The organism is Pedobacter suwonensis (genome assembly GCF_900111825.1).
GTDB lineage: Bacteria > Bacteroidota > Bacteroidia > Sphingobacteriales > Sphingobacteriaceae > Pedobacter > Pedobacter suwonensis.
This window is the reverse complement of sequence record NZ_FOJM01000003.1, coordinates 35668-62636: the sequence shown is the minus strand read 5'-3', so window position 1 is coordinate 62636 and position 26969 is coordinate 35668. Positions and strand designations below refer to the sequence as shown.

Sequence of the window (26969 nt, the reverse complement as noted above, 5' to 3'; positions counted from 1 at the left end):
GACCGAAAATCAATTTATAACGTGAAGAAAATCTTAATTACTGGTGGTGCGGGCTTCATTGGTTCCCATGTAGTTCGTCGTTTTGTTAATAACTATCCTCAATACGAAATTGTCAATTTAGATAAGCTTACTTACGCAGGTAATCTGGCTAATTTAACTGATATTGAAAATAAACCGAATTATAGATTTGTAAAGGAAGATATTGCTGATGCCAATGCAATGTTTGATCTATTTAAAGCGGAAAACTTTGATGCAGTAATTCATCTTGCAGCTGAAAGTCACGTAGACCGTTCTATTTCAGATCCAACGGCCTTTGTAATTACCAATGTAATCGGTACGGTAAATTTATTAAATGCTGCCCGCGAATATTGGAAAGGTGATTACGATAAAAAACGTTTTTACCATGTAAGTACGGATGAAGTTTATGGTGCTTTAGGCGAAGAAGGCATGTTTACTGAAACTACAGCTTACGATCCGCATAGTCCATATTCGGCATCAAAGGCTAGCTCCGATCATTTTGTAAGGGCTTATCACGATACTTATGGCATCGATTGTGTAATTTCTAACTGCTCAAACAACTATGGATCTCATCATTTTCCTGAAAAGCTAATTCCATTAGCCATTAATAATATTAAAAATAACAAACCTGTGCCGGTTTATGGTAAGGGTGAAAATGTGCGCGATTGGTTATGGGTAGAAGATCATGCACGGGCAATCGATGTAATTTTCCACAACGCTAAAACGGGCGATACGTATAATATTGGTGGACATAACGAGTGGAAAAATATTGATCTGATCAACTTGCTTTGTACAATTATGGATCAAAAATTAGGTCGCGAAGCCGGTGAATCAGCTAAATTGATTACTTATGTAACTGATCGCGCTGGCCACGATTTACGTTATGCTATTGATTCTACCAAACTGCAAAAGGAATTGGATTGGGTGCCGAGTTTACAATTTGAAGAAGGCCTGGCAAAAACAGTAGACTGGTATCTTCAAAATGAAGAGTGGTTAAACAATGTTACGTCTGGTAACTATCAATCTTATTACGAACAACAGTACAGCGGTAAATAATGGAAATTGAACAAACAGGCTTAAAAGACTGTCTGATAATAAAACCAAGGGTATTTGAAGATGCCAGAGGTTATTTCTTCGAAAGCTTTAATCAAAATACCTTTGAAGAAAAAACTGGTTTGTCAGGAAGATTTGTTCAGGATAATCAATCCTATTCTTCTTATGGCGTTATACGTGGTTTACATGCACAAACCGGTGAATTTGCGCAAGCTAAATTAGTGCGTGTAACCAAGGGTGAAGTATTGGATGTTGCTGTAGATGTGCGTCCAGGTTCGCCAACCTACGGTAAGCATGTTGCTGTGCGTTTAAGCGCAGAAAACAAATTACAGTTGTACATTCCGAGAGGATTTGTACATGGTTTTTCAGTGTTGAGCGAAACCGCTGAATTTTTATATAAATGCGATAACTTTTTTAATAAGGCTTCAGAAACCGGCGTTATTTATAACGATTCTGTCCTGAATATCGATTGGTTAATTCCTGAGGAACATCAGGCTGTTTCTGATAAAGACTTACTTTTAAAACCATTTGCTGAACTTCAACATATATGAGCAAGATATTAGTAATTGGCGCGGGTGGACAGTTGGGCCAGTGTTTAAAGGTAGTTGCGGAGCGCAGAGGGATTACAGAAATTGTTTTTCCGGCAGAGCAAGATGCAAATATCTTAAATGAAAGTGGTTTAAATGACCTTTTAGCTAAGGAAAAACCAGGCTTTGTAGTTAATTGTGCAGCTTATACTGCTGTTGATAAAGCAGAAGATGAAGCTGATCTTTCCAAATCAATCAATGAAACGGGTGCTGCTTATTTAGCTTCAAGCTGCTTAGCAAATGGTGCCACATTAATCCATGTTTCTACAGATTTTGTTTTTGAAGGTAATGATGTTAAGTTGCTAAAGGAAGACGATGAGGCGAAACCGATCAATGTTTATGGTGTAACTAAATTAGATGGTGAAAAAGCGGTGGCCTCAATATTACCGGCCCATTTCATCATTCGTACCAGCTGGTTATATTCTGAATATGCAAATAACTTTGTGAAAACCATGCTTAAACTTGGTGCAGAACGTGATGAACTGAATATCATTGCCGATCAGGTGGGTACGCCGACCTATGCTATCGATCTGGCCAATGCAATATATGATATCATCGAATCCGGAGAAACCAGCTATGGCATTTACCATTACAGTAATGAAGGTGTAACTTCATGGTTCGACTTTGCAAAGGCTATTTTTGATGTTAGCCAAACCCAGGTCAAAGTAAATCCTATTTCTGGTTCCGCTTATCCGACCAAAGCTTTGCGACCGGCATTTTCAGTTATGGATAAAACTAAAATTAAAGAAACTTTTAATATAGAGATTCCTTATTGGAGAGATAGTTTGGTAGCGTGTATAAAACAAATTAATAAATAAAGTAATACGGATATTGAGATCGGTGCTTTCATCTCAATCTAAATTCTTAAATCTCAAATCGAATACTAATGAAAGGTATAATCTTAGCTGGTGGTAGCGGAACGCGTTTGCATCCCTTAACTTTGGCTTGTAGTAAACAAATGATGCCGGTTTATGATAAACCGATGATTTATTATCCTTTATCTACACTGATGTTAGCAGGGATAAAAGAAATCTTAATCATTTCTACACCGCATGATCTCCCAAATTTTGAGAAATTATTAGGTGATGGCGCAAATTTAGGCTGTAAATTTAGTTATGCTGTGCAGGCAGAACCAAATGGTTTAGCTCAGGCTTTTGTAATTGGCGAAGAATTTATTGGTACAGATAAAGTAGCTTTGGTTTTAGGTGACAATATTTTCCATGGTGATGGGATGGCCAAATTATTACAGGCCAGTTCTGATCCGGATGGAGGAGTGGTGTTTGCTTATCAGGTATCAGACCCCGAACGCTATGGCGTAGTAGAGTTTGATGCAAATAAAAAGGCCATATCTATTGAAGAAAAACCTACTCAACCTAAATCTGATTATGCCGTACCTGGCTTGTATTTTTATGATAATGAGGTAGTGCAAATTGCAAAGAATGTTAAGCCTTCTCCGCGTGGTGAATATGAAATTACCGATGTGAACAAAGTTTACCTGGAGCGAGGCAAATTAAAAGTTGGCGTATTGAGCCGCGGAACGGCCTGGTTAGATACCGGAACCTTTACTTCATTAATGCAGGCAGGGCAATTTGTACAAATTATCGAAGAACGCCAGGGCTTAAAAATCGGGTGTATCGAAGAAATTGCTTATCGTATGGGTTTCATCGATGCAGAACAGCTTAGAACCATTGCTACCCCACTGGTAAAAAGCGGTTACGGAAGCTATTTGCTTAAACAGATTAAGTAGTTTATTATCTTATTATTATAATTGATCGCTGATGAATTGGAAAGCATTCATCAGCGATTTTATTTTTACTCCCATATTATCCTGAATTTTTATCAGATCAGAAATAATGTATCCCGAGCTACTATAAATGGCGCTTTCTTCCCGATGTTTTTATTGGTGCCCGATTTTCAGCATTAATTAAGCCGCAATTAAAGCTTTCGCGATTTATCTTATCTTTGTCCCGGTCACCAAAGAAAAAATGAATATAAAAAAGCGAATTGCGATTATAGGTTTAGGTTATGTTGGGCTCCCGCTGGCTATCGAATTTGCAAAGAAATATAAAGTAGTTGGTTTTGATATTAATGAAAGTCGTGTTGAAGATCTAAAGCAACTGAAAGACCACACTCACGAAGCAAATTTAGATGATCTGAAAGCTGTACTTTCCTCATCAGAATTTGGCTTAACATTAAGTGCATGCCTGGAAGATTTGACAGCTTGTACTGTTTTTATCGTCACTGTACCAACACCTATAGATCACCTCAAACGGCCGGATCTACAGCCATTACTTGGGGCCAGTAAAATGTTGGGTAAAATTCTCAAAGAAGGTGATATTGTAATTTATGAGTCTACCGTTTACCCAGGCTGCACCGAAGAAGACTGCGTACCGGTTTTAGAAGAGCAATCAGGATTAAAATTTAATATTAATTTTTTCTGTGGTTATTCGCCAGAGCGGATAAATCCCGGTGATAAAGTCAATACCCTTACGAAGATAAAAAAAGTTACCTCAGGTTCTACCCCGGCAATTGCTGCTGAAATTGATCAGCTTTACACTTCTATCATTACTGCCGGTACGCATCTTGCGCCTAGCATTAAGGTTGCAGAAGCTTCAAAAGCCATAGAAAATGCACAACGTGATGTCAATATTTCATTTGTCAATGAACTGGCCTTGATTTTCGACCGCATGGAGATTGATACGGCTGATGTATTGGCTGCTGCTGCTACCAAATGGAATTTTCTTAACTATAAACCAGGTTTAGTAGGCGGTCATTGTATTGGTGTTGATCCCTATTATCTGGTGCATAAGTCAGAAGCGTTGGGGTATAAACCAGAAGTAATTCTGTCCGGACGCAGAGTAAACGACAATATGGGCATGTTTGTTGCCAACAAAGTGATTAAAATGTTAGTGGCAAGAAATAAAGTAATTAACGCAGCCAAAGCCCTCATATTAGGTTTCGCTTTTAAAGAGAATTGCCCGGATACCAGAAATACAAGGGTAATTGACATTTATAAAGAACTCAGATCTTTTAGTATGGAGGTAGATGTATATGATCCATGGGCCAATGTAGCTGAAGTGAAGACTGAGTATAATATCCAGCTGATTCAATCTGATGATTTCAGTCACTATGATGCAATTATTTTAGCTGTGGCGCACCAACAATTCCTGCAGATTGATTATGCTGCTTTAAAGGCAAAAGGATCAATTATTTTCGATACCAAATCGTTTATCAGTCGCGATTTGGTTGATGGCAGATTATAATTTGTATTTGATTGGATTATTGCCGTATAAAATAGCAATATTCTCGTCAAAAGGTAATCAAATTTACTTATCAAAGCAGAAGTATCCCCATATTTTTCGATTAATTTGATGACTGAATATGTTAACGAATTAATAAATTAACGTCCATTTCAAATTTTCATTCAGGAATCGGATATTCTTTTTGATCTATGTCAAAAAATGTGAAAAATCACGAAAAATGTATTTTTTCTTCTACAGGTTCTGGTTAGATTTGTTTTAATCTAGACTAACAACATGGAACTAAAGAAAATTTTGGTGATTGATACAGAAATTCACATGCTAAACCTTTTAGGGGTGATTTTAAAAGGTCGTTATGATCTTTCGATGCAGTCGGGACCTGTTGAAGCCATGCAATGGTTGCATAAGGGAAATATGCCAGATATCATTATCTCAGAAATCAATATGCCGTATATGAGCGGGTCCGAACTCATCAGTAATCTTAAGATCAGTGGGCTCTACAGGCATATACCGATTATCGTTCTTTCCGGAATCAAAGATCTTTCGACGCAAATAAGCGCCATACCTTTTAAAGTTGATGCATACTTTTCCAAGCCCTTCAATCCGCTCGATCTGGAAATGGCTATGAGTAATATACTAGCAAGCCATGCAGTCAACTGATGATAAAGGAAATGGGATAGTTGTTAATGATTACACGCGCATTATTTATGCTGGGAAGGAATTTCTCACCCAACTCCTTCCAGAATTGCAACGCCATTTTAAAGTGGAAACGCATAAAGATATTGCGACTCTTGGAGAGTATATTTCAAAGCAGACCCTGCTGAGTCTTCCGGATGCGATATTGATAGAAGTGGATGAGGACGGTGAATGTTTTAGGTTTGTAGAGAAACTAAAGCTAAATACCTTGCTTAGGGAGATCGTGATTATATTTTTATCGGCCTCAGCCAGTCCAAAGTTATCGCAGATTGCTTTGAGGCTTAATGTTGGTGATCTCTATATTGCGCCAATTCCGGTTAATGATCTTTGCAACAGGATTAAATTCCTGATCAGGTTGCGTGCTTTTCAGCCCCGGGTAAGCGATTCAGCTGCAATCAGAGTAACAGCGCAATTCCCAGTAAAAAAACGGATTTTCGACCTGTGTATATCATGCTTTGTTTTTCTATTGCTGATTCCTGTATTTAGCTTAATCGCGCTTCTAATCCGCATAGAATCCAAAGGACCGATCATATACAGGAGTAAACGCGTGGGGGCGGGTTATAAAATATTCGATTTTTTTAAATTCCGCTCTATGCGTCACGAAAGTAGTAACGATTTGGCCAACCTTTCAGCACTTAACCAGTACGTACCTGCTGAGGGTACTTCGCCTACTTTTATTAAGATAAAGAATGATCCGAGGGTTACAAAGGTTGGGGCCTTCTTACGCAGATACAGTTTAGATGAGTTACCCCAGCTTTTCAATGTAATCAAAGGAGATATGTCTCTTGTAGGAAACAGGCCTTTGCCGCTTTACGAAGCAAAGTCGCTGACATCCGATGAATGGGCTTTACGTTTCCTGGCGCCGGCAGGGCTTACGGGTTTATGGCAGGTGAGCAGAAGGGGAAAAGGAGAAATGTCTGAACGGGAGCGTAAAAAACTAGATAATTTTTATGCCAGAAAATATTCTTTAAGACTAGATCTGGCTATCCTTATTGCAACATTCGCTGCGATGAAGCAAAAGGAAAATGTGTAGGCCTTCCAAGCCGTTCGCAATTGTTTTTAAACTAAAAAAGCATACCATTTCTGATATGCTTTTTTAACTAATTTAATATTTACAGGTAAGCAACCTGCCTCATTTCTATCTGTCCGAACAGTTCTCCCTGGTGATATTAACGCCATTTAGAATCACATCAAATTCTGTCCGTCTGTTAAGTTGCTGGTCTTCCTCAGAACAGTTAACGCCATCGTAACAGCGATTAACTAACCGGGTTTTTCCATAGTATTCCACCTTGATCCGATCCGATTGGATACCACGCGCAACCAGGTATTGTTTGGCCGCTTCACCACGTCTCAATGACAGGTTTCTGTTGTATTCTTCTGATGCCCTGCTATCGCAATGGCTGGAAGTTATGATCGTAATTTCAGGGTATTTTCTCATCAGTTCTACCAGTTCGTTCAACGCGCCCTTAGCATCAGGCCTTATTTCTGATCTATCTAAATCATAATATATATTTTTTACGGAGAAAACTTTTTTCAATGAATCGCAATGGTTTAGCACATACTGTTGAGCGCTTTCTGCTCTGTTCAATCTGATGTCGAGATTGATTACAGAATCCTTTTGTATCCCTACTGACGTGGTAAACTGGATATTGTTGATATAGCCAAGTTTTTGAGCTGTAACCTCATAGTCTGTCTCTGCAGGTAACTCTCTTTTAAACCGTCCCTGGTTATCTGTTTTGATGGTATCAGTGCCATCAAGGTGGTGCATAAGGATCCGGCCTCCGGCCAGGGGAATCCGGGTTCTTGCATCTGTGAGGGTTCCTTGCAAAATAATTTTGTAAGTAGATCTTCTAAACTCGTAAATATTGTCGTTTCCTTCCCGGTTAGAGCTGAAATAGCCTTTCTTGCCGTCTGGAGTTAAAATAAGCGCAAAGTCATCTTTAGATGAGTTTATAGGAGCACCCATGTTAACGGGTGCGGTTGTCGGTTTCATTTCTTTAAGCGGTACCTGGAATAGGTCCATTCCTCCAAAACCCGCAAGTCCGGTTGATGAGAAAATCAAATTCCCGTCATGATCAAAACTTGGGAACATTTCATTCCCTTCCGTATTGATCAGCTTACCCATGTTAATGGGGCTGGTCCATTCGCCACGGCCAGATTTTACACAGTAATATAAATCTGTACCCCCAAAGCCGCCGGGACGGTCAGAAGCAAAAACAAGAATATTTCCGTCAGGGGTTAATGCCGGGTGGCCGGTAGAATACTCATTGCTATTATAAGGAAATTCTTTGGTTGCACTAAGATTAGGTCCATAAGCTGTGTAAAGCTTCAGTTTGATGGTTCCATCACTGCTCTTGGAGGTTTTTCCGTTTAAATAGTTATTACCGGTAAAAATGATGGAACCGTCAGGAAACACAGCTGCTGCCGCAGTGTGATATTTGTTGTTAAATACTCCACCTAGTTTTTTGACCATTTTATGCTGACCATAAATCAGGTTTAAGGTATCTCTTTCTATCGCACTGGTATAGGCAGACAAAACGTTGTTATCATTACTGGTTTCTGGTGTATCATCATCATTATACCTGATTTTCTGTTTAGCTGCAGAACTTTGCGAATTAATTAAACTGTCCTGGTTAATTACCTTTAAGTCTGAAAGTTTATTAACATAATAGAGCTTGCTAAAAGGCGTATTATCCCATTTAAAGATATGTTTCGAAAAATTTTCCGATTGCCGGTTACTGGTAAACATAAGACCTTCTTTGTAGAAAGTCGGAGCATATTCGGAAGCCTGCGTATTTATATTTAAAAAACCTATCTTCCAGTGATTTGAATTTTTATTGATCTTGGCCAGGTTTGTAGATGCAAAAGCCGCTGCTCTTTTATCTGCAGGTACTAATGAGAGGTATTTTCTATACCACCGTTCTGATTCTTCATACTGTTGGTTGTTGGCTAAGCTTTCGGCATAATATAACGCCCACTCATTCTTCATAGCCGGTTGTGAGGTCAACTTCCGGTATGCTTTCAACGCTCCGGGGTAATTTTTAATCATTTTGTAGCTATAGGCCAGCATGTCCAGCGCCTCTAAATTGGTTGAATCTTTTGCCAGTACCCTTTTAACCTTAGTGATTGTAGATACATATTCAAGCCCATTAAAACTCTTGCGTGCCGCATTTAAATCATTCTGGATGTTTGGATTGTTTTGCGCATATGTGGAGGTACAGAGGGCGAGAGTAAGGCCTAGGTATATTAACAACGTTACTTTAAAATCAAATTTCATAACTTAGAAAAATCTTGGTGATAATATTTTGTTTTTTTCAAACCCAAATTCGTACCTCAACATAATCTCATGACTGCCTGAATTAAAGTTTTGCAGTTCAGTGGTGCTTCTGTCATAGCTATAACCAATACGTATCTGAGGACTAACCTGCACTTCGAGCAGCGCACTGATGTCTGCATTTGTCCGGTAACCGGCCCCGATGGCCAGTGTATTTTTAATCCATAGTGACGCATTAAAATCAGCTTCCACAGGGGCACCTTTTACGCCTTTAACCAAAAATGAGGGTTTCAGCTTGAAGTCTTCAGCGAGAGGAAAGACATAACCTGCGGTAACGAAAAGATGCGGCACCTGCCTGGCTTGTAAGTTGTTTCCGTTAGCGTTGCTGTTAAGGCTATTGCCCAGTAAATCTTGCACAGCCAGGCCAAGGTAGAATTTATCCGAATTGTAATATACTCCTGTTCCGAAGTTAAACAGCGTTTTACTCGCATCATTCATAAATGCAGGATCATAGCCCGGATTTGAACTTAATGAAACACTGCTAAGTCGTGCAGTGTAATGGCTAATCGAACCTTGCAGACCAAAGCTCAGGCTTCCTTTTTCCATTCTTATCCGATAGGCTGCGCTTGCAGAACCACCTGTGGTTTGGGTAACACCTAGTTTATCGCTAAAAACCTGCAGGCCTACACCAAATCTTTTATTTAAGACAGGAGCATCGATAGTGAATGTTCCTGTTCTGGGTGCTCCTTCTATTCCTGTCCACTGGTTACGGTAAAGTGCAGTTGCCGACACCAGATTCCTGCTTCCGGCATACGCAGGATTTATGGCAAGCGTATTGAACATGTATTGCGTATACATAGCGTCCTGCTGGCCCCAGCTTTTAGTAAAAAGCAGGCACATGGTTAAAATTATAATATATCTTTTCATCTTATCTGTTAATTGTAATATAGCCCACACGTCTGTCCGTTCCATCAATGGTCAAAATATAATAATAGGTTCCTGCCGGAACTTCTTCTCCCACATGGACACCTTCAGTCGTTTTTCCATTCCAGTCGTTCTGATAACTTTTCGATTGGTAAATCAGATTTCCCCAGCGGTTAAAAATGCTTAAGTTGATCTTTTTTCCGTTGGTATTGCCAACTACAAAATAATCGTTAATGCCATCATTGTTTGGAGAAAAACCTCCCGGGATGAAAAGATCTTCCTTGATCAGGTTAACTACGGTTGGTTGCGATGGACTGACGTCTCCTGCGGTGATCGGGTCTGGTTTAGTCCCATCCGTAGAAACATCTGTCGTTTTGCTGTTGTCACTTACCGAAACGCCTTCAGCAGTAGCCGAGTTGCTAAAACTACCGTCATACTTATCTAAAGATACCTTAACTTCGATATCAATCGTGCCGGAAGCAGATTTAGCTAATGTATTGCTCCCTGTAAGCATGTTTTTGTCAGCTAAACCATTGAAACCGTTATTTGCGGAAAGACCACCTGTTGCGCTGATTTTTAATACTTCAAAAGTGTTTCCTCTAAAAGTTGCAAACAGATCGTCAGTTACAGTAATATCTCTTATCGCTATTTGGCCAAAGTTGGTCAGTACAAATGAATAGCTAACCGTATAACTTCCGTCCTGATTTCGAACCGGTGTTGATTTTAATCGTTTTGCCAATCCGATTTTACCAGGAATAAGTACCGTAATCGTAACCTTACCCGGAGTAGAAGGGGTACCATCTTTATCTACAATGATATAGGTAAACTCATCAGGTCCTGAATAGCCCGGGTTGGGTGTGTAAATCGGCTGACCAGTAGTGGGATCAAAAGTTATTGTACCATGTTTAGGCGGATCAGTTATCGTAACCTTTCCTCCGGAAGCAATTGGAACATTGATTAATTTCGGTCCATTTACCGGGGTTTCTACGCTGATATTTGGCGCATTGATCACAATCGGCGGGTTCACGGTTACAGTTACAGCAATTGGGTCTGAATCAATGCCGTCAACAGTTCTTAAGATATAAGTAAAAACATCCTGGCCGCTAAAGCCTGCATTAGGCGTGTAAATAGGTAGTCCGGTGGTGGTGCTTACGCTTACATTGCCATTTTTAGGGGCTGTTACCCATACCACGCTGGTGCCGCTTTTGCTGGGATCATTATCCTTTACCGGCATTTCAACTGAGCGGTTAAAAGGTGTGGTATAGGCATCTGCGGAACCTAAAGGTTTTACAGAAACCGTTACACTGATGGGATCTGACGAGAGTCCGTCAACAGTTTTAAGCGTATAGGTGAAGTTGTCTTTTCCCGAAAAGCCCGGATTTGGGGTGTAAATCGGGTTCCCTGAGGCATCAAAACTGATACTGCCATTTGTTGGCGGAGTCTGTATAGGCGTTGTGGTACCCGTTTTAGAGGGATCATTTTCCTTAACCGCTATAGTGATGGGAGTTCCTGTAACAGTAGAGGCCGCATCAGGATTACCTATGGGTTTCACATTTACCGTTACCGTGATCGGATCAGACTGTAACCCGTCTTTATTCTGTAAGATGTAAGTAAAGCTGTCTTTTCCACTAAAGCCGGCATTAGGTGAATAAGTGAAAGTTCCATCAGTATTGAGTACCACAGTGCCTTTCAGGGGATCAGTTTTTTTGATGACAATTGATCCTGCTTTACTTGGGTCATTATCCATTACATGTATAACTACAGGCAAATCAGTTGTGGTATTAGCAATATCTGCCGTACCAACGGGTTTGATATTTACTGCTATAGTTACGATTGCGGTATTGGATTCGGCACCATAATTATCTTTTACAGTATATACAAATGAATCATAGCCGCTATAATTTGCCGCAGGCCTGTAGTTTACAATGCCGCTCACCGGATCAACAACAAGTGTTCCATGTAAAGGCTGGCTTTTAATGCTGATGGATGAGGCATTGATCGTGTAATTGCCATCGGCATCAGTGTCATTGCTAAGTATGCTTATCGGTATATTCGTATCTTTACTTGTGGTTACCGTATCATTAACGGCTACAGGTATACGGTTAACAATCAGCTGAACTTCATCTGAACGTTGACATCCTCCGGGTGAAGTAAAGGTCCATTTGAATGTGTAAATGCCACCGGTTAAGTTGTTGATAATTGCATTTGGCTGTTGTGCATTTACCAGCGATGCCCCTGCTGGTCCTGAAGACTGCGTCCATAAACCACTGTTGATACCGCTACTATTACCCTGCAGTACATATGTTGTGGTAGGAGTAGAAATATTAAGCAGCTGGTCAACTCCGGCATCTGGCTGACTTGGTGCAGCAACATAGGTTAATGAAATGGTGGCCGGATTAGATGTTTTTCCATACGAATCCTGCACCGTATAAGAGCCGGATACCGTACCAAAAAGATTTGGTTCAGGTATGAACTGGATACTACCCTGAGAATTTACCGAAAAAGTTCCTTTTCCGGAAACAGTATAGCTGTTTTGTATCCCATTCTGGTTAGGATCAAGGTCGATTGTTGATTTATTTAATATAGCACTAGGGTTAGCGGTTGTATCATTAGCAGTTACATCTATTAAGGCCTGATTGCCCTGACATAGCTTTAAGGCATCATTTTTGGCCACCGGATTTATTAAGCCCGTCTGGTTATGTGCATCGATACTTACTTGTCTGATCTCGTGAAAGTTGGTGAGGTCGCCAGTTGAAGAAGCAAAGCCGTAACGCAGGTTATCCGGAGCAGCCTCAGCATAATAAAAGTTATCAATAACTGTGGTGGTAACTGGCTTCGCTCCACCTCGTGTAACCCTTACCGTTATATTAAAGCCTCCTGCAGGTTGCGGAGCAAGATCCATATAAACCCTCCTATAACCCGCATTGGTTGAGTCAGGCTGGCGTTGTCCGCCGTCTCCCACAAGAGGGAACCCGAATTGACTCATTTCGGCACTGGTCAGATAGCTGTAATTACCTGAGGTCAATGCAGCACCATTTCCCCTGCCCCTAAGGGTTATCGAGCCAGGCCTAAATCCTATGCCACCCTGCCTGCCTTCCGTCGGATTGGAAAAATTTCCATATTCGTCAAGGCCGATGGCCAGGTATCCATTACTCACTCCCGGAGAAATCGGGGTGGTTGTCGTAATTTGTGCATATCCAAGAGAGCCGCCAAATCCACCGATAACAAAGGGATTTGCATTTGCATCGAAAAGAAAGAAACTGATTCCATCGGCGCCTGTGCCACCATATATATAATATTCAAAGCTGACTTTAAGACCATTACCCGAAGGGAAGTTAGTGGTATTGATGACATAGCCTTTCTGGTTTTGGACATTGCTTGTCAGCCTTAAGTATCCATCTCCATTTGTATCCAGAGGGGTACCTGTATGGCTTAAGGTAGCCATATCGTAAGCACTACCCGCAGCCGTTAAAAAAGCAGATGGGGCACCGCCAAAAATTATTCCTTTTGAGGTGGAGTTACGGAAACTTTCTACATAAGGGAACTGGGCAAAGGCATTTTTAAAGATACATAGAGATAACACAACGATTATCTGAAAACGTAACATTTTTATCATAAACTTGGATTAATAGTTTGTTGATTTCTAACTTGCAAAGTTAAAGGCTAATTTCCAAACTATTATATATTTAGCTCAAATTATTGATAATTCTCAAATTAATAATACCGGCAACCTGCTGATTTCGGTCAGCCAGGATTTAGCGCCATCACAATAGCGCTGATAGCTTAACTTATTCTGGACCATAACCCAGTTTCGGGATGGTATTTCTTGATCACTTTTGCCGGATTACCTGCTGCCACACAAAAATCCGGAACATCTTTGGTCACCACTGCACCTGCCGCAATTACCACATGTGCGCCTATGGTCACTCCGGCTGTTATAACCGCATTGGCTGCAATCCAGCTGCCATTACCAATTTTAACTGACGATGTAACTACGGGTTGTTTAGAGATGGGCAGATCAATGTCCTGGTAGGAATGATTAAGGCCGCTGATCACTACATTTTGGGCGATAATGACATCATCACCAACATGTACCGGTCCGATAATGACGTTACTCATTCCAATCAGCGTCCTGTTTCCAATGTAGACCGCGCCAACCCCGTTGTTGATTGTACAAAAATCCTCTATTATGGAGTCATCGCCCATTTCAAAAGGGTTAAAGGGTAAAACATCCAGCCTTGTTCTAGACCTGATGCGGCTATTTTTGCCTTTTTTATGAAAGAAAGGATTTAAAAAAAGGCTTACCCATATTCTTGGTCGGGCCTCACCGGTAGGAATCATCATCCAGTGCACAATTTTTTTTAGCTTTTCATTACCCTTTACTACTTTTAAGAGTGATTTCATTACAGATCTTAATTATGGTTATCTTTACAATATTAGCATAATTTAAATCATAACCATATATTTGATCTTTACTGCAATCGTTTTATGATTAGAAACCAACTCAAGCCGTTAATGGTGTTTTTTATCTGCACCCTGCTTAAGTTAAACAGCGTTCTCGCTCAAGAAAGTATTTTAAGCGAAGCTTCTTATTTATATATGGAGAAACTTGTTGCGGCGGCTAAAGCCAACTATCCGAGGGTGGGTGCTCTTAATAACCAGATCAATATAGCCAAAAGCGACCTTTCCGGGGCGCGACTTTCGTGGCTGGAGCCTTTGTCCTTTCAGTACGTTGCCCGCTCAAACCAGGCAACAGCCAATACCGTGGTAGATCTGCAGACTGCTGATCTGCTTACAGGATATCAGTTTGGTATTTCCATCAACCCCGGCTCTCTGTTAACCAAGCCGAGCCAGATTAAAAAAGCAAAAGAGCAGTTAAGAATTGCCCAGTCTAACCAGGCAGAATATTTTCTTGAGCTGGAGGCACAGGTAAAATCCAGATATGTTACACTTCTTCAGTTTCAAAAATCGCTTGCACCGGTTAACGATATGTATCTCACGGCACAGAGTAATTTTGAAAACATGAAAATCAAGTATCAAAAGGCCGAGATAACCTTTGCAGAATACAACAGTGCGTCGAATTCCTTGAGCAATGCCCTGCAGGCCAAACTGCAGATGGAAGCCAGCTACCTCAATGCAAAAATTTCACTCGAAGAATTAACGGTTAAAAAGTTGGAAGAAATAAAATAATGGCTGAAGGATATAAATTTTTGAAACTTGTCAAACGCTACCGTCTGGCATTGATATTGGTCCCTTTGATTACCATTATCATCACTACATTTTTAGTGCGCAACCTAAAGAGTTCGTATATATCCCAGGCCCAGATTTCAACCGGGATTGTGGATGAAACACAGCAACAGTCAGTAATTATTGAGGCGGTCCAGGGTGAACAGGTACGTCAGCAGTTTAGCAATCTCATTGAGATGATCCGTATGAAAAGGGTACTCAATCAGGTATCCTACTTGTTAATGATACACGATCTAACCACCAATAAACCTTTTAAACCCAAAAGTGACCTGGTTGAAACGCTGAATAAAGACGCTGTTGCCCATGCCATTGAGGTATATCGTAAAAAATACGAAAATAATGAGGAACTTGATCTCAATGTTCCTGATGAGGAGGGACTTACAAGGGTGCTCAAATCAATGAATTACGATGCCGATGCCCTTAAAAGCAAAATATCTGTATTCCGTTCCGGAGAAAGCGATTTCATTACCGTACAATCTGAAGCTGAAAGCCCGGAGCTGGCGGCGTATATTGTAAATACCCTGTCTTCAGAATTCATTAAAGGTTATACTTCGCTCACCAAAGCTTCGCAGGGTAAGGCAAACAATTTTTTGAGAAGTATGCTCAGGGAAAAAACGGATACCCTTGCCGCACGAATGGCCAGACTGAAGAATTATAAAATCAAAAACAAGGTCTTAAATCTCACCGAACAGTCTAAGCAGTTGTATTCTTTAATCCTGGATTATGATACCAAAAAGCAGGAAGCCATTGAGAAGACTGCTGCATACGCCGGTGCGCTTAATGAGATTGATGCAAAGTTCAATCCCAAAGAACGGAGCTATATCGAATCCAGGCTCTCTAAAGTAAACCAGGGATTGGTGGAAACTAAGGCAGAACTAAGCAGTCTTTACGACCTATACCTTAAAAACGACCTTGACGAAAGGTATAAAAACAGTTATGATTCCCTTAGAAATAAGCTGACTGAACAGATTAACAAATCTTCTGATCAGTACATCAACAATCCCCTGAGTGCTAAACAGGAACTGGTCAGTCAAAAAATCAATCTGGAAATACAGATGGATATATCCCGGTACGGAATAAATTCTCTTGAAAATAAAATTAATTCACTGACCAGGGATTTTGAGAATTTAGTTCCACAGGAAGCAGAGGTACAGACCCTGGAAATGAGTGTGGATATCGCCAGCAAGGAGTATCTGGATATCCTGAACAAATATAATCAGAGTAACCTCGAATCCGGGGTTGAATCTAAGATGAATATTGTCCAGATGGGGGTTGGCGGACTGGCACAGCCTTCGAAAAAACTTCCGCTGATGGTGCTCAGTGGTTTTGTGAGTCTTGTTTTCTGTCTTTTGGCATTATTTATCATTTTCATTACCGATAACCGAATACTTGATGCGAAAACACTGGCCGCGAAAACTTCGGTGCCTGTACTCGGTACGATACCAAAACTCCCGGCTCCGCTTGAATCGCTGAATAGCTCATGGGAGGATCCGGCCCAGCATGATTTTTGGGCCAGCATACGTTCCATCCGATATGAGCTGGAGTCGGCCATGCAGGATAAGGTGATCGTGATTTCCAGCTTTGGGCCTTCTGAAGGGAAAAGCTTTTTTGCCAGGTGCCTTGCAAGGTCATGGGAAAAAACAAATAGAAAGGTATTGTTGATAGATGGGAATTTTACACATCCCTCGCTAGGTCAGGCCAGGGCTGGACAATATGTGGAGGATTTTTTACAGGGAAGAGAACAAATTGGGCAGCAGGAACCGATAGAAATGATTTCGGTGTTAAGCAACCGTGGCAAAGAAGGATCTCTTTTGGAACTTTCCAGTGCTCAGCAGATCAATCAACAGCTGGATAGGGCAAAAACAATATACGACCTGATTATTATCGATGTTGCCGCGATCAATGATAGCAGCCTCGTGAGAGAATGGCTTTCCTTTACCCATAACGCCGTAGCGGTGTTCAAATCAGGAGAATCAATCAATGAAGATAAAAAGGCATATCTTGCTATGCTTAAAGAAACCGGGATTTTTAGGGGATGGATACTTAATATGGCCGAAACGGGTTCGGGTGAACTGGAGTTTTTTAAAACAAAAGGATAATGGACGCGTTTGTGATCGGGCATTGGATATTATACATTCTGGGAATCATTATTTGCTTCCATCTTCTTTTTCCGATGGTACTGTTTTTATGCTGGAAGTTTTCCGCCAAACCAGTAAGATCTTTAAATACGGGTACAACCAACAGGGATTATGGAATTATTTTAACGGCTTATGAGCAGGTAGATTTTGTAGCCGATGCGGTCAAATCCCTTCTGGATATGGACTATTTAAATTTTCATATTTATGTGGTTGCGGATAACTGTAAACCATCTGAAGCGCTTATTTTTACCGATGATCGTGTTGACGTTTTGTTTCCCGAAAATGTTTTAGCCAGCAATACGGCCTCTCACTTTTATGCCATTGAGCATTTCAGGCGTCAACATCAAACAATATTGATCATGGATAGCGATAACCTCGCTCATCCGCAATTGATTAATGAGTTGAACAAGTATTTCGGGCTGGGGTTCCATGCTGTACAGGGACTCAGATCAGCTAAAAACCTGGAGACTACAATTGCCTGCCTGGACGCGGCAAGGGATATTTATTACCATTTTTATGACGGGAAAGTGATCTTTGAACTTGGATCATCTGCAACGCTTGCGGGCTCAGGTATGGCGTTTGATTCGCAGCTCTATATACGAATGCTAAAAGATATTGATATCAAGGGCGCCGGATTTGATAAAGTGCTTCAGGCCCGTTTGATTGCTGGTGGCGAAAGAATTGCTTTTGCCCAGGACGCCATTGTTTATGATCAGAAAACCTCCGCTCCGAAGCAGTTGGTCAGCCAACGGTCGCGTTGGATCGCTACCTGGTTTAAGTACTTCAAATTTGGGTTTGGAATTCTTTATCAAGGTGTGGCAGGCGCTAATCTTAATCAGCTTATCTTTGGTACAGTGCTGCTAAGGCCGCCACTGTTTATATTCTTATCACTGGCTGTTTTGTTAATGGTTATTAGCCTGTTTACCACCCAGCTATTGGCACTGGTAATTTTCTTTTCCCTGGTTATTTATGTAATTAGCTTTTTGATTCCGGTTTTAAGCAAAACAACCGATAAAAAAATTCGCAGGGCGCTGGTTTTTATTCCTAAATTTATATTTTATCAATTTGTATCCTTAGCCAAATCTGTCTTCTCTAGCAAGCCAAATGTGGCAACCAGGCACAGCCTCAAAAATAACAGCAGATGATGTGGTCCAACCTATCATATGAGATGAAAAAAAAGCTGGTAATTCTTATTGCTATGCTATCATTTGCTGTCGGTTCAGCTTTACTCACCGTTAAGCTCGAATATTATGCCGTTTTCCTGGCACTGCTTTTTGCAGGAGGCATTGTATTTACGATTGCATTATTTTCCAATCCAAAAGTTGGTTTTCTCGTTTATCTCGTATACTGTTTCTTTATTGCGGGCCTGCTGAAAAATACGGGATTGCCTTTTGGCCCCCTAATGGAAGTTCTGCTCGGCGCTACCTGGCTTTCGCTGCTGGTTAATTATAAGAAAATCGACTGGAAAGAGATCCATAATGATCATATTATCATCGCGCTCATCTGGTTTTCAATTAACATTCTGGAATTGGTTAATCCTGAAGGGGCCAGTTTGCTGGGTTGGCTAAATGAAGTACGTTTTACAGCTTTCAACTGGTTGCTAATCGCCCCTATTGGCTTCTTATTGTTTAAGAGTAAACGCGACCTTGATGTTTTTTTTATCATGATCATATCCCTGTCGGTTTTAGGTACGCTTTATGGAATCAAACAATATTATATAGGGGTTTCTGCCGGCGAGCAACGCTGGCTTGATGAAGGAGGGGCAACCACCCATATTATTGATGGCAGGCTCCGGGTATTTTCATTTTATACCGATGCAGGCCAGTTTGGTGCTTCTCAGGCCGCAATGTCGGCAATCACAATAGTGATGGCCTTAGGCCCTTTTAAAAGATGGAAGAAGATCTTATTATGGATTTCCGGATTAATACTCTTTTACGGAATGCTAATTTCCGGCACCAGGGGAGCATTTTTTGCATTTGTGGTGGCCAGCATCTTTGCCATGTCACTGAGTAAAAATTTTAAGGTGCTCTTTGCGGGGCTTTTCTTCGTTGTTGCCATGTTTGGCTTTCTCAAATACACCACTATCGGAAGTGGGAATTACCAGATTGTTCGGCTACGTACCGCTGTTGACCCTGAAAACGATTCCTTTAATGCCAGGCTGATCAATCAGGCCACGCTGAAAGAATTGATGAAGAACAAACCCTTCGGTGCAGGGGTGGGAAGTATCGGATTGAACGGGATTAAATTTAATTCAGAAAAATATTTATCAAATATTCCGCCAGATAGTTATTGGGTTAAGATTTGGGTAATGTACGGACCTGTGGGGCTCGTGATATGGTTTTCACTGATTATGTATATGCTCGGAAAGTGTTGCGGAACGGTGTGGAACATTCAGGATAAGGGACTCAAAGTAAAATGCATTGCGCTAACATCCGGTACCGCCGGTCTGTTTTTTTGTAGTTATGGCAATGAAGTAATGAATGGTTTTCCATCAGTAATCATTCTATACATGTCGTGGTCATTTGTACTAATGGCCAATAACCTGGATGTAAAAAATGTAGCAATCTCAAAAAATAACTAATTTCAATATGCCACTAGGACTCTTGGTCATACCTGCAGCTGTATTTTTTGTATTTGGTTTTATCAAAGGATATAAGAAAAGTAAGAATAATGTATAAATTTCTGCAATCCATACCCGATAAACTGGCCAGGGTCACCTCTGGAAGGAAGCTCATCAGCGAGATTGATGGACTTAGATTTTTTGCGATCCTTCCGGTGCTTATACAGCATTTGAACGAGCGTTTTGAGCGGAATACCACGATCGATTTTATCCATCCCAAAGCAGATACATTTGCCTATTTTCTGGCTTACAGGGGGTTCTTAGGTGTTTACATTTTTTTTGTAATCAGCGGGTTTATCCTGGCGCTCCCATTTGCTTCATACCACCTGGCCAGCGGAAAGAAAATAGGTATCAGGCAATATTTCTGGAGAAGGCTTACCCGGCTTGAACCACCTTATATTTTCTGGATCAGTATTTTCTTTCTGGTTTATGTATTTCAGCGCCATGTTTCTTTTTTCGAATATCTTCCGCATTATTTTGCCAATATTACCTATACCCATGCTATTTTTTATGGTGTCTGGTCTCCCTTTAATCCTCCAACCTGGACCCTCGAAATTGAAATCCAGTTTTATATTCTTGCGCCATTTCTTTCCTATTTATTCTTTAAAATACCTAAAAAAGGTATCAGACGTGGTCTGAACATTGGCTTTATCCTGGTGCTGATGTTGCTCCAGCAGTATTTTAAGTGGTACCTGCCACCGTTTAGCCTTTCAATTTTAGGTCATCTTCACTATTTTCTAATCGGCTTTATGCTGGCTGATCTTTATATCTGTGATTGGGCTTCAATTAAAAAAAGCAAATTTTATGATATTGTAGCTGTACTCGCTCTTGCAGGGCTTATTGGTTTATGGAGCTGGGGTTTTGAGTTCATTAACAGACTGGCGGTAGTAATTTGTCTTTTTGTTTTTTTTATTGCTGCATTTAAAGGAAACCTGATTAACCGGTTGATTACCAACAGGTGGGTGATGGCCATTGGTGGAATGTGTTATACCATATACCTTATTCATCTTCCCTTTGCCGAGTTTTTTATCCGGTTGAGCAAATATGTAACCTTCACGCGTGATTATACCATTAATCTGCTCTTGCAGCTGGCCCTGTTTCTTCCGGTTGTGCTCGCCTTAAGTGCGGTATTTTTTCTATGTTTCGAAAAGCCTTTTATGGATAAAGACTGGCCTTCCAGGGTTGCGCAACGGGTCTCATCTATCTGGAAAAGGCAATAACTTTTGCGAAGAATACATACTATGGAACTAAAGGACAAGGTAATTGTAATATTGGGTGCTACCAGGTTTGATTGGAAATTCGAATCCACCAGTTATCATACCGCCAAATTTCTGGCAGAAAACAACGACGTATATTATGTTGATTTTCCCTATACGCTTAAAGATTACTTCAAAAGAAATCAACAATCAGACATTGCTTTAAGAATTCCACATTTTAAGAAAGGCGCAAAAGGAATTCTTGATACAGGATTTCCCGGTTTAAAGATTTTAATCTTGCCATTGTTACTTTCTCTTAACTTTTTGCCCGAAGGGCGTATTTATCGTTGGTTATTGCGGTGGAACGAACGCATGATTTCGGCCAGGATTAACCGGGTTATGGCAGAGAGAGGCGTTGGTGAATTTATTTTTATCAATTCGTTTAATTTCCACTATCCCGGTGTTTCTAAAATGCTTTCCGGGGCAATACTGAAGATTTATCATTGTGTAGACCCTATTATTACGGGTTATGATGAGCGTCATGGATTTGTATCCGAAGATTTGCTCATCGAAAACAGCGATCTTGTGATCTGCACAAGCAAAGCACTTTATCGCGACAAAATTAAAAAGAAAAAGCAGACCTTTTTTATTCCCAATGCAGCCGATTTGACGGTTTCCTCACTGGCGCTGGATCCTAACCTGCTCATCCACCCTTCCGTATCTGATATCCCCAAACCGGTTATCGGTTATTTAGGTGCAATCGAACGCCGTATCGATTTTGATCTGTTGATAAAGGTTGCCACGATGAACCCGGATAAAAGCTTTGTACTGGTTGGGCCTACCGCCCGGGAATTTGTTCCTCAGGAGTTTGAAGAAATGCATAACGTTTATTTTCGCGAAAGTATACGCTATGATGAGATGCCGGCAGTGGTAAAAGGATTCGATATTGCAATGGTTCCGTTTAAAAAGGATGAAGTGAGTGCAACCATCTTTCCGCTTAAATTATTTGAGTACCTGGGAACCGGTAAACCAGTGGTGTCTACAGATTTTAATATGGATCTTCTGGAGTTTACCTTTGATTCTGTGCGCTATTGCCACAATGCTGATGAGTTTTCTTCAGCCATTTCTTTTTATCTTGAAAATGATAACGAGGAAGCTAAAGCATTCAGGTTGTCAATTGCTGCTGATAATACATGGGCAAGGCGTATGTCAGAACTGGGCAGTCTGATCGCTGAGTTTTATCCCGAAAAAAAAGGTAAAAATTAACTTTTTTAACGTGAATTATGGGGCTTAATTTTGCCGATAGGCGTGGACGTTTGGCTAAGCCAAAGTACAAAATCTTCGTTCTCGGCATCACCAGCCTAACAAATTTTTCGGGAAGCAAAGTCAAAGCCCACTCCCTGCCTTTAATAGAAAAATTTTCAGCCGGCGTTTTTTGTTTCTTTTTGACGTCAAAAAGAAAGAAGCCCGTCCGGCCAGGACAGAAAGAATGCTCAAGTAATATAAAAATACAGTTTTTAGTACCACAAGTAATCTCTTAGATCCGTAATTGACGTTTTTTTAAGACAACATTTCCTTGTATAGATTGATATGTTTACTGATGGGATCATTGCGCTTGTACCACTCAAGAAGGCGCGCTCTGCAGCTGTTTAAAGTTGCCGCTTTTTCTTTTTTTGAAATAATTGCCTGTCTGATCAGTTTCCGCAGTTCAGCTACATCACCCGGATCAAATAAATAGCCACTTACGCCAGGCTCAATATAATCAATCATTCCCCCTGTTGCTGATGCAATCAGCGGTGTGCCACATAGTATAGCTTCGGTGCCGGTAAGCCCAAACGTTTCCTCCAGCGAGGGATTAATGAAAAAATCCATTGCACTGTAAATCAGTGAGTGAAATCTTTTATCGTGCACAGGTTCAAAGCGGATGATATTGATGGCGCGCTCATTGTTCGTGGTAACTTTTGCCCTGATTGCCCCAAAAGTTAAAATGGTAATAAACTTTTTCTCATCGGCTTCTAAACCCCCAATGGCCTCAAGCAAAAGCCAATAACCTTTTCTGTAATTTTCAAGATCATCAGCACCCGTTCCAAGTATCAGCGAGTCTGCAGGGATATTAAGGGCTTCCCTGGAAATAGTCTTGTCAATTCGTCTGAAACCGGCAATATCAAGCACACAGGGAATCTGATCGCATTTTACGCCAGGAAGATATTGTTTGATTTTTTGCAGTGTAAGCGTACTGCTCGCAATAAACCTGATGCCGGAAGAACGAATGCTTTCATGTTTTGTTCGCTGAAGCAAATCTTCTGCATTTTTGAAATTGGGATTACGCAACACGTCCTGTTCATAATGGAAACCACCTAATATCGGGTTCAGGTCGTGAGCGGTCCAAACCATCGGTTTTTTTATGGCTTTAAAAAAGGTCGGGACATCTACAAAGTCCGATATCCAGTGGAGGTGGATAAGGTCAGCACGTTTTACCCTGTCATCCTGTTCCAATCGGTAATGCGAAAAAGGAAAGCTAAAGATTTCATACTTTCCTGTTTGTCCTTCCGTAATTCTTGTGTTTTTGTCTATGCCCAGTTTCCTGGTTACCCGGTTGGTAAACGGCCTTTTTTGATCGGTCTTGTATACACCAGTTAAAAGATTTTCATTGAGGGCATGCATACAAAGCACTTCAGATTCGATGCCCTGTTCCAAAAGCGCCTGGTGAAGACGCATAACAGCAATTCCTGCCCCACCGGTAATATAAGCTGTAATATGAAGTATCCTCATCCGTTATGGTTAAAATTATGGCTGATCAAAAACGTCGCACCATATAAATTTATCTGTCATCACCCTTTTTGGATGCTCCTTCCCAATGCGGAAACCTAACCAGTTTTTTGGTGCGTATACCGTATTGTTTTTATCTGAGAGATAAGCGGCCCACCACGCAAAACTACTGTTGGAAATAATGGCGATGTCAGCATTTTTGATAATCTGAAAATCAGTGATCTCATTATTTGATGAGAATATATAGTTTGGCTGTTCACCAAAGTAGGTCTTTACATACTCAATATCATCACTCACAAAATAAACGATACAGTCTTTAGTATCGCCAAGGGCATCCAGTCTGGTTTTGAAATAAGACATCGGCAGGGAGATGTCTCTTTTGCCATAGTTCAGGTAATCCGTTCGCCGGATATGGACAACAATCGTTTTATTTGTCCGGAAAACAGGTCCGAATTCCGCTTCAAAAAGATCGGTGAATTGCTTTTTAAGCTTGATGTTGAATCCTCCTGGAATATTCCTGACATAAAAATCGGTTTGGAAGAAGCCCTTGTAGATGGTGCGTTCTTTCACTTCTACCGGCCGCGGAACCTGGATACTTTCAATGTAAATCTCGTTAAATTTCAATACTTTGGGCAACATGCGGGTATATACCGAATAGAGCTTTGAAGATAAGGTCAGGTTATCGAATGTCCCCAGGTCAAAATATTTGGTCAGGTAGGCATGATGCGGATTTACAAAAAAAAACGATTTTCCCTTGTTGTTTGCTTTTAAATACTCAAAGAAAGCGTACTGGAAAATCTGGTTTCCAAGCCTCCCGATAAATTTAACTCCGATCATAAATCTGCCTTTTTTAAAATATATTTATTGATGAATTCAGGGTAAAAGCGATAGGCATATACAAATGCATTGAGTGCATTTACCTTGAGTTCTCTCCACAAAATAACCTGTGATATGCTAAAACCGAAAATGTTGGCAATAAGGGTAGCATATGCCGCACCGATTACCCCGTACCGGTGGATGAGGAAATAATTCAGCGTCAGAATTACGCAGGTATTAACAATTACAATGATAAAAGTAACCCTTGTTTTTCCGATGGAATCGATAATTACCCCAAATTGTCGCCCAAACGGACCGAATATGCAATAAAGTAAAGTGATGTTGAGTATAGGAACAGTATCGGCATACTTATCTCCCGCCAAAAGCTTAATAATCAGCCCGTCAAACAGATAGATGAAAATGATTGCGGGGATTACCATGGCCAGGATGGTGCCAACCGACTTCTCATACAGGTATTTAATGGCTTCCTTTCCTTCTGTTTCTATGCGTTTAGAACTTTGCGGAAACACAATAGTGGCTACAGCATTGGTAGGGATATCGATCAGATTGCCAATTCTCACTGCAATATTAAATGAGCCGGAGGCAGCCGGTGATATGATGCCTGCAAGCATCCACTGATCTATCGTACCAGAAAGAATGGAACTAACCGAGGTAGCAAATGCATATTTGCCATAATGGAATATCCGGCTGATCCAGTTTTTACTAAACCGGTAAGAGAAGCTGATAAAGTTTTTTACATAGGCCCAGGAGATGGCGATGCTGACCAGTACAGCTAAAATCTGTACATATACCAGTGTCATTAGGTTGGTCTTGATGCCAAAAAAAAGGCATACGAACAAGAATAAGCATAACACAGACTGTCTTGCCAAACCGCTGAAAAGCACGCCTGTATACTTGAAGTTGGCCTGCTCAATGCAATTAAACTGGGTTAGGATTCCGGAAAAAATAAATACAATATTATACAGGTGAAACATGGGTTCAAGTTCCGGTGCTTTGAGCAATCTGGAAAGATAACCTGCGAAAATCAGGTTCAATAAAATGCAAAGAACCGTAAGGCTTCCACTAATGGTAAGGGTTGCAGAAAAGATATCTGAATGTTCTTTTTTTTCAGATCCCGACATAAATTTGATCAATGCGCTCTGAATAAGTCCGTTACGGATAATTTCAAGGATCGTTACCGTTTGCAAAAATATTCCCCACACACCATAATCATTTTTTGTAAGAAGTCTTACCAGTACGAAGAATATCGCAAGGTTGATCAGTGTGCCGGAAAAGTTCTGCAGGATATTGATAATCCCGGATTTAATCCAATAGTTATTTTTTGTTCCGCTCATTTAAGCCTGATTTGGGGATAATGGTTTTCTTTTCAGATGTGTTGCTGCCAGTTCCAGTACGTCCTGATCACTTTTGGCATGGTATACCGCTGCATTTGAGAATTTAGGGTAGAGTTTTGTAAAACAACCAAAATAATGTTCCGGGCCTTTTTTAGATAAAAGGATATTTACGCCGCCAAAATAGCTGGCCAATGCACCTGTTCCGCCGTGTGTGGATATAAAATGTTCCGCATTGGCATATACCATCAGCTGGAAATGGTTAAAGTTTCTCGCTTTGCCCAGATTCTGTTTAAACATGTTTTCCATTAACAGCACTTCAGGGTGCTGCTGCTCAATCCAGTCGTATTCATTTAAATCGTAAATATCGCTGTTGTCATTCGTAATATTTTCAGGTCTGGGTCTGTTGTAAATAATCTGGTATTCAGCTTTATAGCTGTTGATCAGTTCATCTAAAAGTGCAATGCTTAAAAAACTGATCGGCGGACCGTCCCATTCCATATTATAGCGGTTGGCAATAATCAGGATAGGTTTGTTATAACGATAAATGTCATTGCCATACACCTCTTTTAATGGAACTTGTGCCCACTTGCGCATGTTGTAGTTTTGGCTGTAAAGAATCCGGGGTGTTTCAAAATTATAGTTTCCCGGCGTAGTTCTCGAATCAAATGTTTCAAGGTGTTCAGGCGAAAAAAAATACAGCTCGGAGGTATATTTTGCTCCTTCGGTTTGCAATAGGGTACCGTTTTTGAAATGCCAGTAGGCAAATGGCAGTGCAAAGGCCAGATCAGGTGTAAACTCCCCGCTAAATGATATTTTTTTATAGGGTTTTTTAATTACATAATCGCTGATCAGGTATTTCCACTGGATGACCTGGCATAGATAGGTGTCCCTGAAAAAATAGCGGTAATTCGCAGGAACGTTATAATGCCTGATTTTTGTATATAAGCCTAAAATTTTAACAATTAATTTCCTTAGCATGTCACAGGTTATTTTGTAGCTATTTTCATTTTTTATGC

The 26969-nt window shown here is 40.7% G+C and carries 21 protein-coding genes; 13 read left to right on the top strand and 8 right to left on the bottom strand.

All coding sequences use genetic code 11. The features are described from left to right. Nucleotides 1-21 precede the first annotated feature (21 nt). From rfbB to BM107_RS04685, 7 genes are all read left to right on the top strand, one after another. The gene (gene rfbB, locus BM107_RS04715; RefSeq protein WP_090980840.1) at nucleotides 22-1074 is read left to right on the top strand and encodes a dTDP-glucose 4,6-dehydratase; all 1053 of its coding nucleotides are present in this window, start codon (nucleotides 22-24) and stop codon (nucleotides 1072-1074) included. Continuing rightward, nucleotides 1074-1622 (top strand): dTDP-4-dehydrorhamnose 3,5-epimerase, encoded by a 549-nt coding sequence (rfbC, locus tag BM107_RS04710; RefSeq protein WP_090980838.1) that lies wholly within the window; start codon nucleotides 1074-1076, stop codon nucleotides 1620-1622. The genes rfbB and rfbC overlap by 1 nt, the downstream gene beginning before the upstream one ends. After that, nucleotides 1619-2476 carry a dTDP-4-dehydrorhamnose reductase gene (gene rfbD, locus BM107_RS04705; protein ID WP_090980836.1) on the top strand — a complete coding sequence of 286 codons (858 nt, stop codon included), beginning with the start codon at nucleotides 1619-1621 and terminating at the stop codon, nucleotides 2474-2476. The genes rfbC and rfbD overlap by 4 nt, the downstream gene beginning before the upstream one ends. Before the next feature lie 68 nt (nucleotides 2477-2544). After that, nucleotides 2545-3405 carry a glucose-1-phosphate thymidylyltransferase RfbA gene (rfbA, locus tag BM107_RS04700; protein ID WP_090980834.1) on the top strand — a complete coding sequence of 287 codons (861 nt, stop codon included), beginning with the start codon at nucleotides 2545-2547 and terminating at the stop codon, nucleotides 3403-3405. A 238-nt stretch (nucleotides 3406-3643) separates the two neighbouring features. After that, nucleotides 3644-4921 (top strand): nucleotide sugar dehydrogenase, encoded by a 1278-nt coding sequence (locus tag BM107_RS04695; protein ID WP_090980832.1) that lies wholly within the window; start codon nucleotides 3644-3646, stop codon nucleotides 4919-4921. 273 nt (nucleotides 4922-5194) lie between these two features. Beyond that, a complete protein-coding gene (locus BM107_RS04690; RefSeq protein ID WP_090980831.1) occupies nucleotides 5195-5578 on the top strand; it encodes a response regulator in 384 nt (127 codons plus the stop codon). Continuing rightward, a complete protein-coding gene (locus BM107_RS04685) occupies nucleotides 5565-6647 on the top strand; it encodes a sugar transferase (protein ID WP_090980829.1) in 1083 nt (360 codons plus the stop codon). Before BM107_RS04690 ends, BM107_RS04685 begins: the two co-directional genes overlap by 14 nt. Before the next feature lie 105 nt (nucleotides 6648-6752). Here BM107_RS04685 and BM107_RS04680 read toward each other — a convergent pair whose 3' ends face one another. From BM107_RS04680 to BM107_RS25275, 4 genes are all read right to left on the bottom strand, one after another. Continuing rightward, nucleotides 6753-8891, bottom strand: coding sequence for an OmpA family protein (locus BM107_RS04680; RefSeq protein WP_090980827.1), 2139 nt, complete (start codon nucleotides 8889-8891; stop codon nucleotides 6753-6755). 3 nt (nucleotides 8892-8894) lie between these two features. Further along, on the bottom strand, nucleotides 8895-9815 hold the full coding sequence (locus BM107_RS04675; RefSeq protein ID WP_090980825.1) for a PorP/SprF family type IX secretion system membrane protein: 921 nt from the start codon (nucleotides 9813-9815) through the stop codon (nucleotides 8895-8897). A 1-nt stretch (nucleotide 9816) separates the two neighbouring features. Further along, on the bottom strand, nucleotides 9817-13428 hold the full coding sequence (locus tag BM107_RS04670) for an Ig-like domain-containing protein (RefSeq protein ID WP_090980824.1): 3612 nt from the start codon (nucleotides 13426-13428) through the stop codon (nucleotides 9817-9819). 167 nt (nucleotides 13429-13595) lie between these two features. After that, nucleotides 13596-14216 (bottom strand): acyltransferase, encoded by a 621-nt coding sequence (locus tag BM107_RS25275; protein ID WP_090980822.1) that lies wholly within the window; start codon nucleotides 14214-14216, stop codon nucleotides 13596-13598. Between the two features lie 84 nt (nucleotides 14217-14300). On the opposite strand from BM107_RS25275, the gene BM107_RS04660 reads away from it, so the two are divergent. The 6 genes from BM107_RS04660 (at nucleotide 14301) to BM107_RS04635 (ending at nucleotide 22279) form a co-directional block, all read left to right on the top strand. Continuing rightward, nucleotides 14301-15002, top strand: coding sequence for a TolC family protein (locus BM107_RS04660; protein WP_090980820.1), 702 nt, complete (start codon nucleotides 14301-14303; stop codon nucleotides 15000-15002). After that, on the top strand, nucleotides 15002-17158 hold the full coding sequence (locus BM107_RS04655; protein ID WP_090980818.1) for a GumC family protein: 2157 nt from the start codon (nucleotides 15002-15004) through the stop codon (nucleotides 17156-17158). Before BM107_RS04660 ends, BM107_RS04655 begins: the two co-directional genes overlap by 1 nt. After that, complete coding sequence (locus BM107_RS04650; protein WP_090980816.1) at nucleotides 17158-18342, top strand: glycosyltransferase; 1185 nt, start codon at nucleotides 17158-17160, stop codon at nucleotides 18340-18342. Before BM107_RS04655 ends, BM107_RS04650 begins: the two co-directional genes overlap by 1 nt. Before the next feature lie 23 nt (nucleotides 18343-18365). Beyond that, nucleotides 18366-19778, top strand: a complete 1413-nt coding sequence (locus tag BM107_RS04645) for an O-antigen ligase family protein (protein WP_159435199.1) — start codon at nucleotides 18366-18368, stop codon at nucleotides 19776-19778. 89 nt (nucleotides 19779-19867) lie between these two features. Further along, entirely contained in the window at nucleotides 19868-21037 is a 1170-nt protein-coding gene (locus BM107_RS04640; protein ID WP_090980812.1) for an acyltransferase family protein, read from the top strand. Between the two features lie 21 nt (nucleotides 21038-21058). Continuing rightward, complete coding sequence (locus tag BM107_RS04635) at nucleotides 21059-22279, top strand: glycosyltransferase family protein (RefSeq protein ID WP_090980810.1); 1221 nt, start codon at nucleotides 21059-21061, stop codon at nucleotides 22277-22279. 294 nt (nucleotides 22280-22573) lie between these two features. On the opposite strand, the gene BM107_RS04630 is transcribed toward BM107_RS04635, so the two are convergent. The 4 genes from BM107_RS04630 to BM107_RS04615 are packed head-to-tail and all read right to left on the bottom strand — an operon-like array spanning nucleotide 22574 to nucleotide 26931. Beyond that, entirely contained in the window at nucleotides 22574-23785 is a 1212-nt protein-coding gene (locus BM107_RS04630; protein WP_090980808.1) for a glycosyltransferase, read from the bottom strand. A 15-nt stretch (nucleotides 23786-23800) separates the two neighbouring features. Then, a complete protein-coding gene (locus BM107_RS04625; RefSeq protein WP_090980806.1) occupies nucleotides 23801-24619 on the bottom strand; it encodes an alpha-1,2-fucosyltransferase in 819 nt (272 codons plus the stop codon). Further along, nucleotides 24616-25953 (bottom strand): flippase, encoded by a 1338-nt coding sequence (locus BM107_RS04620; protein WP_090980803.1) that lies wholly within the window; start codon nucleotides 25951-25953, stop codon nucleotides 24616-24618. The genes BM107_RS04625 and BM107_RS04620 overlap by 4 nt, the downstream gene beginning before the upstream one ends. Continuing rightward, the gene (locus tag BM107_RS04615; protein ID WP_090980802.1) at nucleotides 25954-26931 is read right to left on the bottom strand and encodes a hypothetical protein; all 978 of its coding nucleotides are present in this window, start codon (nucleotides 26929-26931) and stop codon (nucleotides 25954-25956) included. Nucleotides 26932-26969: the final 38 nt, after the last annotated feature.

Excerpts from the sequence above, each read along its gene's own strand:
- rfbC (WP_090980838.1), top strand. The coding sequence starts at position 1,074 with ATGGAAATTGAACAAACAGGCTTAAAAGACTGTCTGATAATAAAACCA.
- rfbD (WP_090980836.1), top strand. The coding sequence starts at position 1,619 with ATGAGCAAGATATTAGTAATTGGCGCGGGTGGACAGTTGGGCCAGTGT.
- rfbA (WP_090980834.1), top strand. The coding sequence starts at position 2,545 with ATGAAAGGTATAATCTTAGCTGGTGGTAGCGGAACGCGTTTGCATCCC.
- BM107_RS04695 (WP_090980832.1), top strand. The coding sequence starts at position 3,644 with ATGAATATAAAAAAGCGAATTGCGATTATAGGTTTAGGTTATGTTGGG.
- BM107_RS04690 (WP_090980831.1), top strand. The coding sequence starts at position 5,195 with ATGGAACTAAAGAAAATTTTGGTGATTGATACAGAAATTCACATGCTA.
- BM107_RS04685 (WP_090980829.1), top strand. The coding sequence starts at position 5,565 with ATGCAGTCAACTGATGATAAAGGAAATGGGATAGTTGTTAATGATTAC.
- BM107_RS04680 (WP_090980827.1), bottom strand. The coding sequence starts at position 8,891 with ATGAAATTTGATTTTAAAGTAACGTTGTTAATATACCTAGGCCTTACT.
- BM107_RS04675 (WP_090980825.1), bottom strand. The coding sequence starts at position 9,815 with ATGAAAAGATATATTATAATTTTAACCATGTGCCTGCTTTTTACTAAA.
- BM107_RS04670 (WP_090980824.1), bottom strand. The coding sequence starts at position 13,428 with ATGATAAAAATGTTACGTTTTCAGATAATCGTTGTGTTATCTCTATGT.
- BM107_RS25275 (WP_090980822.1), bottom strand. The coding sequence starts at position 14,216 with ATGAAATCACTCTTAAAAGTAGTAAAGGGTAATGAAAAGCTAAAAAAA.
- BM107_RS04660 (WP_090980820.1), top strand. The coding sequence starts at position 14,301 with ATGATTAGAAACCAACTCAAGCCGTTAATGGTGTTTTTTATCTGCACC.
- BM107_RS04655 (WP_090980818.1), top strand. The coding sequence starts at position 15,002 with ATGGCTGAAGGATATAAATTTTTGAAACTTGTCAAACGCTACCGTCTG.
- BM107_RS04650 (WP_090980816.1), top strand. The coding sequence starts at position 17,158 with ATGGACGCGTTTGTGATCGGGCATTGGATATTATACATTCTGGGAATC.
- BM107_RS04645 (WP_159435199.1), top strand. The coding sequence starts at position 18,366 with ATGAAAAAAAAGCTGGTAATTCTTATTGCTATGCTATCATTTGCTGTC.
- BM107_RS04640 (WP_090980812.1), top strand. The coding sequence starts at position 19,868 with ATGTATAAATTTCTGCAATCCATACCCGATAAACTGGCCAGGGTCACC.
- BM107_RS04635 (WP_090980810.1), top strand. The coding sequence starts at position 21,059 with ATGGAACTAAAGGACAAGGTAATTGTAATATTGGGTGCTACCAGGTTT.
- BM107_RS04630 (WP_090980808.1), bottom strand. The coding sequence starts at position 23,785 with ATGAGGATACTTCATATTACAGCTTATATTACCGGTGGGGCAGGAATT.
- BM107_RS04625 (WP_090980806.1), bottom strand. The coding sequence starts at position 24,619 with ATGATCGGAGTTAAATTTATCGGGAGGCTTGGAAACCAGATTTTCCAG.
- BM107_RS04620 (WP_090980803.1), bottom strand. The coding sequence starts at position 25,953 with ATGAGCGGAACAAAAAATAACTATTGGATTAAATCCGGGATTATCAAT.
- BM107_RS04615 (WP_090980802.1), bottom strand. The coding sequence starts at position 26,931 with ATGCTAAGGAAATTAATTGTTAAAATTTTAGGCTTATATACAAAAATC.